The sequence below is a fragment of the Paenibacillus sp. F411 genome, from assembly GCF_017582705.1.
Lineage (GTDB): Bacteria > Bacillota > Bacilli > Paenibacillales > Paenibacillaceae > Paenibacillus_AQ > Paenibacillus_AQ algicola.
Genome location: NZ_JAGFIP010000025.1, coordinates 20,413 through 36,329, shown reverse-complemented (window position 1 = coordinate 36,329; position 15,917 = coordinate 20,413). Strand labels below are relative to the sequence as shown.

13 protein-coding genes are annotated in these 15,917 nt (G+C 53.5%); 10 read left to right on the top strand and 3 right to left on the bottom strand.

Going from position 1 to position 15,917, the window contains the following annotated elements:
• Nucleotides 1–256 precede the first annotated feature (256 nt).
• From rpsN to JJQ72_RS19230, 4 genes are all read left to right on the top strand, one after another.
• Nucleotides 257–526 (top strand): 30S ribosomal protein S14, encoded by a 270-nt coding sequence (gene rpsN, locus JJQ72_RS19245; RefSeq protein WP_208204656.1) that lies wholly within the window; start codon nucleotides 257–259, stop codon nucleotides 524–526.
• Nucleotides 527–544: 18 nt separating this feature from the next.
• Nucleotides 545–877, top strand: a complete 333-nt coding sequence (locus tag JJQ72_RS19240) for a DUF3024 domain-containing protein (protein WP_138224819.1) — start codon at nucleotides 545–547, stop codon at nucleotides 875–877.
• 177 nt (nucleotides 878–1,054) lie between these two features.
• On the top strand, nucleotides 1,055–2,182 hold the full coding sequence (locus tag JJQ72_RS19235) for an NAD(P)/FAD-dependent oxidoreductase (RefSeq protein ID WP_208204655.1): 1,128 nt from the start codon (nucleotides 1,055–1,057) through the stop codon (nucleotides 2,180–2,182).
• Nucleotides 2,176–3,294 carry a ferrous iron transporter B gene (locus JJQ72_RS19230; RefSeq protein WP_208204654.1) on the top strand — a complete coding sequence of 373 codons (1,119 nt, stop codon included), beginning with the start codon at nucleotides 2,176–2,178 and terminating at the stop codon, nucleotides 3,292–3,294. The genes JJQ72_RS19235 and JJQ72_RS19230 overlap by 7 nt, the downstream gene beginning before the upstream one ends.
• 127 nt (nucleotides 3,295–3,421) lie before the next feature.
• On the opposite strand, the gene JJQ72_RS19225 is transcribed toward JJQ72_RS19230, so the two are convergent.
• Nucleotides 3,422–4,297 carry an AraC family transcriptional regulator gene (locus JJQ72_RS19225; RefSeq protein WP_138224823.1) on the bottom strand — a complete coding sequence of 292 codons (876 nt, stop codon included), beginning with the start codon at nucleotides 4,295–4,297 and terminating at the stop codon, nucleotides 3,422–3,424.
• Between the two features lie 118 nt (nucleotides 4,298–4,415).
• On the opposite strand from JJQ72_RS19225, the gene JJQ72_RS19220 reads away from it, so the two are divergent.
• The 3 genes from JJQ72_RS19220 to JJQ72_RS19210 all read left to right on the top strand — a co-directional run bounded on the left by JJQ72_RS19220 (nucleotide 4,416) and on the right by JJQ72_RS19210 (nucleotide 7,982).
• On the top strand, nucleotides 4,416–5,492 hold the full coding sequence (locus JJQ72_RS19220; protein ID WP_138224824.1) for a Gfo/Idh/MocA family protein: 1,077 nt from the start codon (nucleotides 4,416–4,418) through the stop codon (nucleotides 5,490–5,492).
• A gap of 45 nt (nucleotides 5,493–5,537) precedes the next feature.
• The gene (locus JJQ72_RS19215; RefSeq protein ID WP_138224825.1) at nucleotides 5,538–6,386 is read left to right on the top strand and encodes a sugar phosphate isomerase/epimerase family protein; all 849 of its coding nucleotides are present in this window, start codon (nucleotides 5,538–5,540) and stop codon (nucleotides 6,384–6,386) included.
• 744 nt (nucleotides 6,387–7,130) lie between these two features.
• Nucleotides 7,131–7,982, top strand: a complete 852-nt coding sequence (locus tag JJQ72_RS19210) for an NAD-dependent epimerase/dehydratase family protein (RefSeq protein ID WP_208204653.1) — start codon at nucleotides 7,131–7,133, stop codon at nucleotides 7,980–7,982.
• A gap of 155 nt (nucleotides 7,983–8,137) precedes the next feature.
• Here JJQ72_RS19210 and JJQ72_RS19205 read toward each other — a convergent pair whose 3' ends face one another.
• Nucleotides 8,138–8,308, bottom strand: coding sequence for a hypothetical protein (locus JJQ72_RS19205; RefSeq protein WP_208204652.1), 171 nt, complete (start codon nucleotides 8,306–8,308; stop codon nucleotides 8,138–8,140).
• A gap of 828 nt (nucleotides 8,309–9,136) precedes the next feature.
• Here JJQ72_RS19205 and JJQ72_RS19200 point away from each other — a divergent pair.
• Nucleotides 9,137–10,285: a C40 family peptidase gene (locus JJQ72_RS19200; protein WP_208204651.1), complete on the top strand. Its 1,149-nt coding sequence runs from the start codon at nucleotides 9,137–9,139 to the stop codon at nucleotides 10,283–10,285.
• Nucleotides 10,286–10,386: 101 nt separating this feature from the next.
• On the opposite strand, the gene JJQ72_RS19195 is transcribed toward JJQ72_RS19200, so the two are convergent.
• A complete protein-coding gene (locus tag JJQ72_RS19195) occupies nucleotides 10,387–11,217 on the bottom strand; it encodes an AraC family transcriptional regulator (protein ID WP_208204650.1) in 831 nt (276 codons plus the stop codon).
• A 117-nt stretch (nucleotides 11,218–11,334) separates the two neighbouring features.
• Between JJQ72_RS19195 and lacZ the strand changes: the two genes are divergently transcribed.
• Nucleotides 11,335–14,466 (top strand): beta-galactosidase, LacZ type, encoded by a 3,132-nt coding sequence (gene lacZ, locus JJQ72_RS19190; RefSeq protein ID WP_347880776.1) that lies wholly within the window; start codon nucleotides 11,335–11,337, stop codon nucleotides 14,464–14,466.
• Nucleotides 14,467–14,812: 346 nt separating this feature from the next.
• A complete protein-coding gene (locus tag JJQ72_RS19185; RefSeq protein WP_138224829.1) occupies nucleotides 14,813–15,844 on the top strand; it encodes a BMP family protein in 1,032 nt (343 codons plus the stop codon).
• The last annotated feature ends 73 nt before the right edge of the window (nucleotides 15,845–15,917 follow it).

The window sequence follows — 15,917 nt, the reverse complement described above, 5'->3', positions numbered from 1 at the left end:
AAGTGAAAGCACTGTCCTCACAATGTGGACTTAAAACGCTCTTGTGATCTGCATGCACATGAATGACGAACATCGGAAAGCCGTATGAGGGAAAACCTCACGTACGGTTTGATGAGGAGGGGCAGAGATGTCTGCCCTTTACTCTAGTGATTCTTCACATTTAAAATGAAGCTGCAGATCAAGGGTTGCATTCTGTTCAAATTCCACTATAATTAATCGTAATCATTACTATTAAGATTAAGAGGAGATGAAATATATGGCTAAGAAATCTAAAGTAATCAAAGAGCAGAAAAGACGAGAGACTGTCGCCCGCTACGCTGAAATCAGAAAGCAAATGAAGGAGAACAAGGATTATGAAGGCCTTAGCAAGCTGCCGCGAGATGCTTCTCCTACACGGCTCCACAATCGCTGTCAGGTGACAGGCAGACCGCATGGATATTTGAGCAAATTCAAAGTATCACGTATTGTGTTCCGGGAACTGGCTTACAAAGGGCAAATCCCGGGAGTTAAGAAATCCAGCTGGTAACAGGTCGGGGGATGAGGGATGGACAACTTCACGATCAAAAGGATTGAGAAAATACTGGACGGCTACATTGACCTGAAAGTGCCGGTTCATGTACGGTCTTCTGTCAACTTGCAATATGAGTGGAATAACAACACCTTAACCTTGTGTGAAAGAAGGCCTGACCTGCCAAAGAAAGAATGGGTCCGCTCTAACATTGTGCAATTTGTCCGGAACAATGAAGGCTGGCATGTATATGCCGGTAAGGAGGACGGGAGCTTTGTTCCCGTTTCTACGATCCGGCCCGATCCTGATTTTGAGAAGCAGCTGGAGCAGGTTGAACTGGACAGCGAAGGGCTGTTCTGGATATCTTGACTAATCATCTAAGGATGCTCAAGCGGGAAGCGGGACTCGCTGCTTCGAGAACTTCATATTTAGAAATATCGAGAAAGGCGATGTCCCTGATTAGCCCAAGATGTGAGAAGTCTTGGGTTGTTCATGCTGCAACATTATAGCATTTAATCGTAACAATTACTAATAAAGGGGTGACTTATGAATCGGTATGATTGTGTCATTGTCGGGGCTGGACCTGCAGGAATTGGCCTAGGCTGTGTGCTGCAGGATATGAAAATGGAAAACTTCATTATTTTGGAACGGAACCACATTGGCTCTTCCTTTCGCAAGTGGCCGAAAGAGATGTCAATGATTACTCCTTCGTTCCCAGGCAACGCTTATGGAATGCTGGATTTAAACGCAGTTGCGCTTCAAACCTCCCCTGCCTATACGCTCGGAACAGAGCACCCTACGGGAGAGGAGTTCGCCGAATATCTGGAGGCCTTGGCGGAGTACAAAAAACTTCCGGTGCGTACCGGCATAGATATTCAAGCCCTGACTCCCTTTCCTGACGGAGGGTTTCAGCTGGTGACATCAGGCGAGGTTATCCATAGCCGGTTCGTGATCTGGGCCGCGGGGGAATTTCAGTATCCCAAGACAGATGGATTTCCAGGCTCTGAATATGCGATACACAACAGCTTGGTTGCAGAATGGTCTGACATTGAGGGCGATGAGGTTGTCGTTATCGGGGGGTATGAGAGCGGCGCGGATGCAGCCATTCACCTGAGCCGGCTAGGCAAAAAGGTGACGATCATTGACCGTAACGGCCGCTGGCTGGAAAAAGGAAGCAGTGATCCGAGTGTGGAGCTGTCGCCGTACACGAAGGATCGTTTGGATGAAATCCCTGATGATGCGATTGACCTCCTGCCGGGTTACGAGGTGCATTGGCTCGAGCCTATGGAGCAAGGGGGATATCTTATATATTGCGAAGATCAGGAGGGCAAGGAGCATTTTGTTCGTTCGGCTCACCCACCGATATTGGCAACGGGATTTAAGGGGAGTGTGGACTTGATCCGTCATCTGTTCGATCAAAGACCAGACGGTCAGCCTTTACTGTCCAGGCATGACGAGTCTACGATAACGCCGGGTTTGTTTCTCAGCGGTCCTTCAGTTGTGCATGACGATCTGCAGCTATGCTTTATCTATAAGTTCCGTCAGCGCTATGCCGTTATTGCTGAGGCGATCGGGAAGGCGTTGGAGCTCGATGTTTCTATTTTGAATCAATATCGACGTGAGAACATGATGCTGGAGGATTTATCCTGCTGTGCAGAGGATTGTGTATGTTAATTTCGCTGGAGAGTGCGCCAAACCCGTTCCGGCATAACGTCTGGGGCAGACTGCTTGCCGCTCTTGCCGCTATGCTGTTGTTCGCCACACCAGTGTATATGGCCTATTTGCTCTCATCCTGGTCGCAGCCCTGGATGGATCGAACAATCATAGCATGGATTCAATCCGTGTCTGAAGCGCTGCCTTATGGGCTGAACGTGCTCATATCCGGAGACTATGGCGTGGTTACACTCGGCATATATTCATTTATTTGGGCCTTTCCTGTCGTAGTTTTGCTGGGAGGAAGTCTCGCTGCTGCCGAAGAAAGCGGGCTGAAAGACGCCATCACCGATTCGCTGGAGAGATGGATGTCCATCATAGGCCTCAACGGGCGAGATTTAATACCCGTGTTGTCGGGCTTCGGTTGTAATGTGGTGGCCGTCTTTCAAAGTCGCGCCTGCAGCGCATGTACCCGTAAATCATGTGTATCCCTGATTGCTTTTGGCTCGGCATGCAGTTATCAAATCGGGGCATCCTTGTCGATCTTTGGCTCGGCGGGCCGTCCCTGGCTGTTCTTTCCTTACCTTCTGCTGCTGGTCATTGTAGGTGCCATACATACTCGGCTATGGGCTCCAAAAGGGGGCGTCCCTCCGCATCCGGTCCGAAGAACCCACTTCGATCTGCAGGTTCCTCAGTGGTCTGCCATGATGCGGCGCGTGTGGGCTGTAATCAAGCAATTCCTGCAGCAAGCAATGCCAATTTTCATAATGATGTGCCTGGCAGCAGGAGTGCTGCAGCTGTCAGGTACAATGGATGAGCTGTCCAAGCTCGCGGAGCCGCTGTTTGCCGTGATCCATATTCCGGTCGAAGCGGCCTCAAGTATCATGTTCTCGATTTTGCGTAAAGATGGAATCCTGCTGCTCAATGCAAACGATGGAGCAATCTTGACGAGTGTTTCGGCAGGTCAGCTGCTCGTCATTGTATATCTGGCCTCCACTTTAACAGCCTGTATGGTAACCCTTTGGACGATTGGAAAAGAGTTGGGCTGGCGCTTGGCTGCGGTAATTACAGGCCGTCAAATGCTCACCTCTCTGGTATCTGCTACGTGCATAATGCTTTTAGTAGGCCGGTAAAAGAGGTAACAGGATAAGGAGGCAATCATCGATTCACTGGACGCAGCGCTGTTGACACAAGAGGAGATGGAGGGGAACTGGCGGGAGCTTGCAGATCCATTGCCAGCATTTTAAAGTGCCCTCATCGTCAAAAAGTCATCTTCATCTTGCGGTAGGCTGAAGGTACAACTCCCTGGCGTTCACGAAAAATACGTGAGAACGTCTTGTACGACCCATACCCTGATTCATGCGCGATCTCGGTCATGCTCATCTCAGTAGACCCCATCAAGCCGATAGCATGGCGAATGCGAAGATCATTTAAGAGCTCCAAATAATGCTGTCCCGTCTTTTCCTTAATGACCTCGCTGATCCGGGAGACACTCATGGCGAATTGCTTTGACAGCTCTGTCAGTGTCAGATCTTCTCTTGTATAATGCTGCTGAAGGTAATGGATGATGTGCCAGGCAGCCCGCGTCTGACTGGGGATCGCTGGAGCGGAGGAGCGGCTGTGCTTGCTTCTGCTGCGGTGAAACAGAATGAGCGCTTCCATCAGCTTGATGGCGAGCCGGGTGGAGCGCCCCCAGTCGTTCCCTTGATACTCCTTATGCATCTCGGTCATGATCCGTTTGATCTCTGCTGCGCTGTGCTCGTCAAATAAGTAATAAGGCGCAGCAGCCTCGGCTTCAATCAAGCGGCCAAGTCCTTCGCTGCCGGTAGAAAACGGAGAGGGCTGCAGCAAAAAGTCCATGCCGAAATTGCAGTTATACAGCACCAGCTCACTGCCGGGATCCGTGAACAGCTCATGGATCTGATAAGGCAGGACGAAGGTAAAGGTTCCTGGCAGCATGGGATGCTGCACCCCGTTAATCGTTTCAAAGCCTCGGCCCTCCACCACATAGGAGAATTCCAAAAAATCATGCCGATGTGCACGGTAGCCGGCGGGCAGCCGATTCAGGCTGAAGTGCACAGGCAGCGCAGTATGCATATTAGGAAATGATGTAATGTATTGCGGAATTCCTGTCATGATGATCTCCTCGAAAATCTGGCATATAATCCGAAAAAAACGGTACGCGTTCTCTTTGAATGTATTCTACCATGATTAAGAGAAACACAGGAACTTACCGTATTGGAGGATGAGGAGCATGAGCTTGAGCAGCAAAATCCGTCTGGGCGTGATCGGGGCCGGCAATATCGGCGGTGTACATGTCCAGCAGTTTGCCAACCTGTCAGAGCTGTGTAAAATACAAGGAATCACGGACATTGTTCAGTCGCGGGCGCAAGCGCTTGCAGCACAGCATAGTATCCCGAATGTGTATACTTCGGCAGAAGCATTAATTCAAAGTGAAGAGATTGATGCGGTCATTATTGGCGTGCCTAATCAGTTTCACGCGCCTTACGCTGTTCAGGCGCTTGCAGCCGGCAAGCATGTGCTGCTGGAGAAGCCGATGGGGCTTAACGGTGCAGATGCCCGGCAAATCTATGAGGCCAGCTTGGCCTCGGATAAGGTGCTGATGGTCGCTCATCAGATGCGGTTTGAGGCCGTGGCCTCGCAAATCAAGGAGCAAGTGGAGCGGGGAGAACTGGGGCGTATCTACACTGCGAAGACCGGGTGGTACCGCCGCAAGGGCATTCCCGGCTGGGGAACATGGTTCACACAGATGGAACAGTCCGGGGGTGGCCCTTTGATCGATATCGGCGTCCATATGCTCGATTTGGCCTTGTATCTGATGGGCAACCCGAAGCCGGTGTCTGTTTATGGAGCGACTTATGCCGAATTCGGGCCTAACCGGAAGGGAATCGGCAACTGGGGGACTCCGGATTGGAACGGGATTTATGACGTTGAGGATCTGGCCACAGCTCTCATTAAGATGGAAGACGGCAGTACACTGTCGCTGGAGGTCAGCTGGGCGGTTCATTCGGACACGGATAATACGCCGTTTATCCGCCTGATGGGCAGTGATGGCGGAGCGACCTATCGCGGTGCACAGGGACTGCTGCATACGGAGAAATTCAATCGCCCGCTCGATTCTGAGCTGCTCAAGCCGGAGCAGGATGAAGGGGAACGCATGCGGCTTAGCCGGCATTTCCTGGATTGCATCGGCTCTGGCCGTACGCCGATCAGCTCGGCACTGACCGGCCTGACTAACAATCTTGTACTGGATGCCGTGTACGAATCGTCCCGCACGGGTAACGAAGTGAAGCTGAATTGGGATGTATAGGGTGGCAAGGGCAGACATCGTTCAACAAAAGAGGAGGAGACGCAATTGATTAAAGGGTTGTCGCGCGCAGGAATAGGGGATGTGGGAGATATCGAAGCATTTGCTGAAAAAGCGGCGAAGCATGGCTTTGAAGCAATAGATGTCAGTGGCAAAGAGCTTCGTGAGTGGGCTGAGCGGCGAGGCCTTGAAGCTGCGCAAGAAACGCTGAGGAAGCATGAGCTAAGAATCGGCTCAATTGGGCTGCCGGTCGAGTGGCGCGCCGACGAAGCATCGTTCCGCGAGGGACTGGTCGAGCTGGCACGAGATGCGAAAGCCGCCGCTGCTTTTGGCTGTACAGCATGCTGCACGTATATCCTGCCGTCCACCGACCAGAACGCGGCTCACTTTATGGCGCTGGCCACCCGGCGCCTTCGCACTTGCGCAGAGCTGCTCGGTGCCTATGGCATCTCTTTGGGTCTGGAATTCGTAGGCCCGCATCATCTGCGTACCCGCTGGGCGAACCCCTTCATCTGGACGATGGAAGAGACGCTTGATTGGATCGCCGCGATCGACAGGCGCAACGTGGGCTTGCTTTTTGACGCGTATCACTGGTATACCACCGGCGGCACGAAGGAGGCTATTCTTAGCCTGAAGGCGGAGCAGATCGTCCATGTGCATCTCAATGACGCAAAGCCGTTGCCTGTCAGCGAAGTGCTGGACAACGACCGTCTCTATCCGGGCGAGGGCGTTATTGATCTGCAAGGCTTTTTGCAATCTCTGAATGTGATCGGGTATAAGGGTGTCGTGGCGCAGGAAATTCTGAGTCAGCAGTCTCCGCCGGACAGCAGTGATACGCTGATCTCCCGTTCGGCAGAAGGTTTCAGGCACGTATACCGGGCCGCCGGACTTCAGTAAGCGAGACTGGAATAAGGTAAAGTTTGCACCGGCGCGCGCCGGAACTGTGCGCAGTGCTTTCATAGACAGACAAACACCTTCAAGCTGAATCCTGCTAAGCAGCAGGACTTCAGGCATGAAGGTGTTTTGCATTGGGTGCACCGTGCTGTAACGATGACTGTTCCGCCTCAATCGCGCGGGGAACTGCGCGTGGTGAGGATCGTGCCGAGAGTTCTGCGTGGTGCGAAAGTTGAGCTGGAACACCGCGTGGTGTGAATCGTGCCGAGAATTCGGCGTGGTATGGTGTGGAAGTCGTGACGAGAACTCTGCGCGGTGTGAAAGTCGAGCTGTTTACGCAGTGTCATATTTTGTACATACGGCCCAACGGTCAGCTAGGCGTATTGTAATGCGCGTACCGCACATAGCGAAGTTTTAACGGACAGAGCTGTACGTTAGAGCCTATCAAGACGATGGAAATAACCTGTACGACGCCTGATTTTGGGATATGAGCAATTAAGCGTCTGATATGAAGTTCTTTCGCGCTAAAAGTATTCTTACTCCACATGTAAAGAACTATATTATTTCCCTGTAGTATCTCTATAATAGAGTAGTTAACATGTCCTCTCCACACCTCGGCATAGAGTTGATTGCCGTAGTCTGGGGATGACGAACCTATCCACCAATACATCCGCGAGGCGTCTTGCGTGTCAGATGTATAGGTCTGGCACTTCAGGCTGTCCAGGAAAAACAAAAGGAGACAACAATATGCCTAAAGTCGTTATTACCGGAGGCAGTGGGATGCTGGGCCGCTGGGTCGTTCGACACTTTTTGGAGCATGGGTATGAAGTGTTAAATGTAGATACAAAACAGCCGGAGGAGGCGTTATGCCGGACACTGCTAGTGAATTTGGAGGATCTGGGCGAAACCTATAGCGCGCTGGCCGGTGCGGATGCTGTTGTGCATTTGGCGGCGGTGCCTGCGATGAACATCCGCACCCCGGAGGTAACCTTCCGCAATAATGTGATGTCAACCTACAATATTTTGGAGGCTGCAGCGAATCTCGGTATTACGAAGGCCGTGATTGCGTCTAGCGAATCCTCTTACGGGATCGTTTTTGCCGTGCATCCATTTGCTCCGCAATATGTTCCGATGGATGAGCTGCATCCGCAGCTGCCCCAGGACAGTTATGGCTTGTCTAAAGTCGTGAATGAGCAGAATGCAGAGATGATTCATCGCCGGACCGGGATGCAGGTCGTATCCATGCGACTTGGTAATGTGATTCCGCCGGAATGGTACGAGCGTTTCCCGTCGTTCATTCATCGTCCTGAAGCCCGCGAGCGAATCCTCTGGAGCTACATCGACACCCGTGATGCAGCAGAAGCCTGCCGTCTGGCCGTAGAGATAGATGGGCTGGGAGCGGTGGCGTTGAACATAACCGCGGATGACACCAGCATGGATATCCCAAGCCGGGAGCTGATGCAGGCTCGCTATGCCGAGGTAACCGACTTCCGGACAACGCTGGACGGCTATGAGACCCTGATGGACAATCGCAAGGCCAAGCGAATCTTAGGCTGGCAGCCGAAGTACTTCTGGCGCGAGCAAATGCTGCAGAAGTAGGACTTGGCGGCACCAAGTCCTGCCTTCCGCGGTAAGGACCTGTGAGGGCAAAGAGGCGAGTTATCGCCCTTTGCCCTTTTTTATTGCCGCGGCTCGCACGCTCGAACACGCCTCGCATCCCACGCGGGCTCGTAGTCTCGGATGCGCCTCGTATCTCACGCTGGCTCGCGCTCTCGAACACGCTTCGCATCCCACGCAGGCTCGCAATCTCGAACCACGCTATACATCCCACGCAGGCTCGTAATCTCGAACACGCTTCTCATCCCACGTTGGCTCGTAATCTCGGATGCGCCTCGTACCTCATACTGTCTCACGCTCTCGAACACGACCCATATCCTACATTGGATCCTGCTCTAACGGTTGCCACAGCGCTTATTGTTAGCTAATCGGCAGCAAACTAATTCTAACGGTTGTGAGCGTGCTTAATTGATGGAATAGTTGCTCTAAAGCACCCAAATGACCGAAATAACGCGTCTGGCAACCGTTAGAACTAAAGTAACCATGAATCAGCTCTATTAGCACCTGTGGCAACCGTTAGAATCGTACACGCTACGTGCTCCCATAATCGCGACTCGCACAACGTGTGCAAGCTGCCAGCTTGAACACGCCTGGCATCTCACACTGTCTCGCGCTCTGGGATGCGCCTCGCATCTCATACTGTCTCGCGCTCTCGAACACGCTACGCATTCCACGCTGTCTCCCGCTCTGGAACACAACCCCTATCCCACGCGGGCTTCCGCTCTAACGGTTGCCACAGCGCTTATTGTTAGCTAATCGGCAGCAAACTAATTCTAACGGTTGTGAGCGTGCTTAATAGGTGGAATAGTTACTCTAAAGCACCCAAATGACCGAAATAACGCGTCTGGCAACCGTTAGATTTAAAGTAACCATGGATTAGCCCTTTTAGCACCTGTGGCAACCGTTAGAACTACGGAGAGGACGTGTAGTCGGGAAAAAGCGAAGAGCCCGCCTTAACAACAGCACCAGAGCCTCCACCCTCATCGAAGGCAAGCTAGCTAACGCACACATAGCGGAGCACCGCTGCCACAAGCCCGCCTCCTCATACTACAGAGGTGGCGGCTTTTTTACTTGTGGCCGCATAAAGAACGTCTCGCAGGCGGACTCTAAGGAAAACCATTGTGGAGGCTATGACCATGAACAGCATCAAGAGATGGAGTGTGGCAGCGGCGGGGGTTCTCCTGCTGGCAGGCTGCGGCAATACAGCAACCGATTCAGCTCAGGAGGTCCGCCAGTATCGGGAGGGTGGAGGCCCGCAGGTATACAGCTACGAAGGCAAAAACAGCTCTCGGATGGGAGACCTCGAAATGGACAGCAATCCACAGCCAGGCAGCGACTCCCAGCATGCTCGTGCAGGCTCGGAGTCTGAATATGGTCAGATTCCCGTGATGCGCCATGCCGGCAAAGAATATGTGGACGTGCAGCAGCTGACAGAGCTTCTGGGGTACCGGATGCGAACCAAGGGGGGCACCGTCCTCATCGGCGACACCGGTCCGGAATATGAGCTGAGGTCCCGCGAGGCGCAGGCGCTCAGACAAGGGGAGACGGTAAGCCTGAGTGAAGCACCGGAGACGATTGAAGGCAAGCTCTGTCTGTCTGTTGGCGTGGTGGAAGAGCTGTTCGGGCAGGATATGGCGCTGCAGTTCGCAGAGGGACAGCTGCGGGCAAAGGTGATTGGGGAAGAAAAAACCTCGGAGAGCGCGGAAAGCACAGAAAGCACAGAAAGCACAGAAAGCACGGAAAGCACAGAAGAGAACACTCTCGAGATGAAGCAAACTGCACGCCATGACGCATACCGCTTCCAGGAAGACGAAGCGGGCGGGCTGCGTATGAACCGAACCGGGGATGATGATGCCACCGGAGGCAATCTACAGGCACAAGCCGTAAGCGGCGGTGCGGACAAGCTGCTGGCTACGGCAAAAAAATACCTGGGCGTGGAGTATGTTTTCGGCTCAACCTATCCCGAGGACAGAGCATTTGACTGCTCCTCTTACACACAGCATGTGTTTAAAAAGCACGGCGTTTCGCTCCCGCGTACTGCACGCTCGCAGAGCAAGGTAGGAAAAACCGTAAGCCGCAAATCGCTGCGCAAAGGCGATCTGCTCTTTTTCCGTGTGCCTGGCCGCTTCAAGTCGCAGAACATTGCGGGACATGTTGGCATTTATATGGGGGATGGCATGATGATCCACGCCCTGGATGAGCCGAAGGACGGCGTGCAGTACCGCAGCATTAATCTTCCATTCTGGGAAGAAAACTTTCTGTGGGCCAAGCGGGTAAGCGAATAGCTCCACCGGCACTCTACCCAAGCCTGTGCGAGCGCCTGAATAGCTCCACCGCACACTCTACCCGAGCCTGTGCGAGCGCCTGAATAGCTCCACCGCACACTCTACCCGAGCCCATGCGAGCGCCTGAATTGCTCGGGGGTAAGGCCCTCCAGCTTCTTGAACACTGTGCAGTAATAGCTCGCGTGCTCGAAGCCGGACTGTTTCGCAATGTCCTGAATTCTAAGGCCGGGCTGCTGGAAGATCAGCTGCTTGCTGCGGTTGATCCGCTCCCGGTTTACATATTCCATGGGCCGAAGGTCCATGGCGGTCTTGAACAGCGAGCATAAATACTGGGGAGTCACCTGAGCTTGGTCCGCCAGCTGCTGAATACTCAGGGGCTGGTGGCAATGCTCTCTGATGTACGACAGCACGGGCTGCAGCCGTTCGGCATGCAGGTGGATCTGGTGGCGGCTCGTCGATAGCTGCTTCGGCAGATCCAGCAGGAAGGCGTAGAGCTGCTTCGACGCTGCGGCAGCTTCAAAAGGCTCCTGATCGGCAGCGCGTATAATGGGGGACAGCCCCCGGCTGAGTCCGGCAAAATCACTGACGAGATACACCCCGGAATGGTGAACGCCGGCTTGCTCCAGCAGCGGCCCGCACAGCGTCCCTTCAAAAGAAATAAACTGCATTCCCCACGGCTCTTGTGTGGCCTCATAGCGGTGAGGCTCATCGGGAAACAGGCAGATCGCCTGTCCCGGCTTCACGGCGTAGGAATGGCCGTTCACGTACAGACGGCCTTCCCCGGTGAGGGGCAGCAGCCACTGATAGGAGGCGAAGCCCTCGGGACGCCGGACCGGGTCCTGGTGCGTCCATTGTCCAGAGCTGGTCAAGTACAGGGGCAAATGCCTGTCGCGCTCCGTCACCAGAGCGTAGAAGATGAAATCCACGTTCATAACCTTCCCTCATACTTTCATATTTTTAAAGTGTATTGAAAATTATTAAATAGAACTGCATTCCTGATCTGCTTTATAATCTGAATATAATGATATTATAGCAGGGAGTGGAGTAATGTGAGCAAATCTGGTGCAACCAAGCACAAGCTGAATTATACCCCGCCCGAGAACGGGTATCCGGAGTGGAACAACAATCCTGAAATTTTTCAGGTCGGGCGCTTGGAAGCGCATACGGCCTTTACCGCGTACGATTCGCTGGAGCAGGCTTTGCAGAAGCGTAATGAATCATCCAGCCGCTTTTCGCTAAACGGCAATTGGAAGTTCTCTTGGGCGAAGAACCCGGAGAGCCGCGTGCAGGGCTTTGAGTCTCTGGATTATGACTGCAGTACTTGGAAGGAGATTCCGGTGCCGTCGCACTGGCAGCTGCAGGGCTACGATTACCCCCAGTATACGAATGTCCGATATCCCTGGATCGAGCAGGAGGAGCTGAAGGCTCCGTTCGCTCCAACCTTGTACAATCCGGTCGGCTCCTACGTCACCACGTTCACTGTGCCAGAGGCTTGGAAGAATCAGCCGGTATTTATCAGCTTTCAGGGCGTTGAATCGGCCTTTTATGTTTGGCTGAACGGAGAGCGGGTCGGGTACAGTGAGGATACGTTTACGCCGTCGGATTTTGACTTGACTCCTTACATCGTGGAGGGGGAGAACAAGCTGGCTGTCGAGGTGTACCGCTGGTGTGATGCCAGCTGGCTGGAGGATCAGGATTTCTGGCGGATGAGCGGTATTTTTCGAGAGGTATTTCTGTATACGGCACCGAATGTGCATATCTACGATTTTCGTGTAGAAGCCGGATTGGATGATGCTTATCAGCATGGCCATCTCCAGGTGAAGCTCCTGCTTCATAATTACGATGAAGGAATGCAGGAGGGAATTACTGCAAGTGTGCAGCTGTATGATGCCAAAGATCAGCCGATCTGGCAGGAGCCTGGAATCCTGAAGGCCAGCGGCGGAGCGTGGAGCTCGCAGCAGCTTCAGTATGAGGCAGAGGTAGCGTCACCAGAGCTCTGGAGCGCGGAAGCTCCTGCGCTGTATACGCTGGTCATCCACTTACAGGATGCTGCAGGAGAGACGCTTCAATATGTGAGCAGCCGCACGGGCTTCCGCCGCTTCGAGATTGAAGGCAACCTGATGAAGCTGAACGGTCAGGTCGTGGAGTTCAAGGGTGTCAACCGCCACGAGTTCTCTTCTACTAAGGGCCGGGCCATCGGCTACGAGGAGATGCTGGCGGATATCAAGCTGATGAAAGCGTATAATATCAATGCTGTGCGGACCTCCCATTATCCAAACCATCCGGACTGGTATGATCTTTGCGATGAATATGGTCTGTACGTGATCGACGAGGTCAATCTCGAAACCCACGGCTCGTGGTATTACAAGCAAAAAGAGCTTCTCGATACCCTGCCGGGCAGCCGCTCGGAGTGGCGGGACAACGTGCTGGATCGCAGCCGGTCGATGTTCGAGCGCGACAAGAATCACCCGTCTATTCTGATTTGGTCGCTTGGCAATGAGTCCTTCGGGGGCGACAACTTCCTGCATATGTACGACTATTTCAAGCAGAAGGATCCATCCCGCGTAGTGCATTATGAGGGTGTGTTCCACTATCGTCCCAGCGAGGCGGCTTCAGATATCGAGAGCCATATGTATTCCCATGTGCGGGTCATTGAGGAATATGCTGCAAATCAACCGCCGAAGCCGTTCATTTTGTGTGAGTACAGCCATGCGATGGGGAACTCCTGCGGGGGCCTGAGCACGTACTGGGAGCTGTTCGACCGCTATCCCGTGCTGCAGGGCGGATTCATTTGGGACTGGATCGATCAGGGCATTCAGACAACAAACCCAGAAGGAGAGACGTACCTCGCCTACGGCGGTGACTTTGGAGAATCGCCTCATGACGGAACGTTTTGCGGGAACGGGTTGATTTTTGCAGACCGGACGGTATCGCCGAAGCTGTACGAGGTTAAGAAGTGCTACCAGAATGTCCGCTTCAACGCAGAGGATCTCGAGAACGGTGTAATTACGGTGAGCAACCGGAACCTGTTTACGGATCTGGCGGCTTATGATTTCAAGTGGACGCTGGCTATTGACGGCATCGTGAAAAAAGAAGGCACAACGACTCTTTCCGCCGCCCCGGGTACAGCCGTCTCCATCGAGCTGAAGGAAGCCGTGGAGGCCGCGGCCGCTTGGGGGGATCAGGGAGAGGCGGTTCTGACCGCTGCTCTTCTGCTGAAAGAAGATACGCCGTGGGCTCCCGCCGGCCATGAAGTGGCCTTTGAGCAGTTTATCATGCCGGTTACAGCAGCGGCTCCGGTCATCACCCGTCTGACTCCGGAAGGAGCCCTGAAGACGTCTATGGAAAATGGAGCTTTAACGGTTCATGGCGAAGGGTATGCGGTACGCTTTGACCTGGCAACCGGCGAGCTGGTGTCTTACGCAATCGGCGATCAGGAGCTGCTGACGAAGGCGCCTGTCCCGAATTTCTGGCGCGCGCTGATCGATAATGACCGGGGGAACAAGCTGGAGGAGCGCAGCTCCATCTGGCGCACGGCCAGTCAGGAGCGCACCTTGCAGAAGCTCACCTACGAGGAAGGGGAGCATTGCGTCCGCGTTCGGGTGCAGTATAGCCTGCCTACCGTGCCGGAATCCTCCTGCATCATCCAGTATGAGGTGCAGGATGGCAGGATTGACGTCTCCCTGCACCTGACGCCGGGAGCCGGACTGCCAGAAATTCCGGAGGTCGGACTCATGCTGGAGCTGGACGGCTCCTTTAATGAGCTGGAATGGTACGGCAAGGGACCGTTTGAGAACTACTCCGACCGGAATACCGGCGCCAAGCTGGCTCTTTATTCCGGCAAGGTCAGCGAGCAGTGGGTTCCGTATTTAAGGCCGCAGGAGTGCGGCAATAAGACGGAGGTGCGGCGGGCTGTAGTGCGCAGCCAGGAGGGTGCAGGCCTTGAAATTACCGGATCTCCCAAGTTTGAATTCAGCGCACTGCCGTATACGCCGCTGGAGGTTGAACGCAGTGACCATGCTTATAAGCTGCCGGAATCCAGCAAGACCGTGGTCCGCATCATGGGCAAGCAGATGGGCGTCGGCGGGGATGACAGCTGGGGCGCCCGCCCGCATCCCGAGCATGTGCTGCATGCCAACCGCAGCTATAGCGTGAGCTTTACGCTTCGGGGCTTGGTGTAAGTCAAGGCCCGTGGACCCCGACAAGCTATAGCTCCCGATCACACTCGCGGAGACAATCAGGAAGAGCAGGACGTTCAGGGGATTGATCCTGGCGTCCTGCTTATTTTTGTATCCCGTTTCCATTAATTGTCCATTAAATTGATACTCAGCTATTGAACCAAAAACCGAACAATAAGACTATAAAATGACCATAACGTTCATTCATTGTTCCTATTATCGACATATTTCAACATAAATAGACCCTTTAAAGCTCTAAAAACTAAATTTAGCTTTGACAACTTCCTCACAATCCAATAGGATGATAGATAGAAGAAAGAGCAATCAATTAGGAGGCTTAACACACGCAATGAGAAAATCCTGGTCTATGATTCTAACCCTGGTACTGACATTTGGCTTGCTGGCAGGCTGCGGAGATAAACCTGCGGAGCAGACAGCAGCTGGAGATACCGGCAATGCCGGAGAGAAGAAGCGGATCGCGCTCGTGCTTCCGGAAGAGATTGGTGTGAACCCGTTCTTTGCTTTGATGGATGAAGGCTTGAAGAAGGCTGGTGAGGATTTCGGCGTGGAAGTGAAGACGATCGAATCTACAGACCCGGCTTCGATTGAAAGTAACCTGCGCACAGCGGTTGCCGAGCAGTATGACCTGATTATTACCTCGACGTTCCAAATGGAGGATGCACTCAAGAAGATCGCACCGGAGAACGGAGACGTTCCATTTGCGATTGTTGATACCGTCGTTGACCTGCCGAATGTACGGAGCGCGGTGTTCCGGGAGCATGAGGCGGCTTACCTGCTGGGCGCCGCTGCAGGCCTTGCGACACAGACCGGCAAGGTAGGCAATGTGGTAGCGGCCGATATTCCGATCATGCACAAGTACATCAAGGGCTTTGAAGAAGGCGCGAAGTCGGTTCGCCCGGATGTAGAAATCTTCGTTAACTATGTCGGCAGCTTTACCGATCCGGCGAAAGCGAAGGAGTTTGCATTGCTGCAGCATTCCAAGGGCGCGGACTTCATCGCGGCCATGTCGGCAGTCGGCGATTTGGGAGTGTTTGAAGCCGCGAAGGAGAAGGGCTTCTACACCTCCGGACAAGATACGGACAATACGGGTACGGACCCGGAGCATGTCGTCCTGTCCCAGCTTAAAGGGGTGGACGCCGTGACGTATGAGACGGTGAAGGATTTTGTGGAAGGCAGCTTTACCTATGATGTGAAGGATTATGGCTTGAAGGAGAAGGGCGTAGGCCTGACTTACGTGACTCACGAAAGTGAAACTCCGCTGAATGACTTCATCGGACAAGATGTGATCGATCAGCTCAAGACGATTTCCGAGGACATCATTTCCGGTAAGATCACCGTGACGAATGCATTGCAGCAATAATATACTGGGCTAGGCCGACCGGCTGTCGATGGCAGCCGGTCTTTCATTCATGTAAGCGAGGGAGGAGACACGT

Coding starts and splice junctions, on each gene's coding strand:
- rpsN (WP_208204656.1), top strand. CDS start 257: ATGGCTAAGAAATCTAAAGTAATCAAAGAGCAGAAAAGACGAGAGACT.
- JJQ72_RS19240 (WP_138224819.1), top strand. CDS start 545: ATGGACAACTTCACGATCAAAAGGATTGAGAAAATACTGGACGGCTAC.
- JJQ72_RS19235 (WP_208204655.1), top strand. CDS start 1,055: ATGAATCGGTATGATTGTGTCATTGTCGGGGCTGGACCTGCAGGAATT.
- JJQ72_RS19230 (WP_208204654.1), top strand. CDS start 2,176: ATGTTAATTTCGCTGGAGAGTGCGCCAAACCCGTTCCGGCATAACGTC.
- JJQ72_RS19225 (WP_138224823.1), bottom strand. CDS start 4,297: ATGACAGGAATTCCGCAATACATTACATCATTTCCTAATATGCATACT.
- JJQ72_RS19220 (WP_138224824.1), top strand. CDS start 4,416: ATGAGCTTGAGCAGCAAAATCCGTCTGGGCGTGATCGGGGCCGGCAAT.
- JJQ72_RS19210 (WP_208204653.1), top strand. CDS start 7,131: ATGCCTAAAGTCGTTATTACCGGAGGCAGTGGGATGCTGGGCCGCTGG.
- JJQ72_RS19200 (WP_208204651.1), top strand. CDS start 9,137: ATGAACAGCATCAAGAGATGGAGTGTGGCAGCGGCGGGGGTTCTCCTG.
- JJQ72_RS19195 (WP_208204650.1), bottom strand. CDS start 11,217: ATGAACGTGGATTTCATCTTCTACGCTCTGGTGACGGAGCGCGACAGG.
- JJQ72_RS19185 (WP_138224829.1), top strand. CDS start 14,813: ATGAGAAAATCCTGGTCTATGATTCTAACCCTGGTACTGACATTTGGC.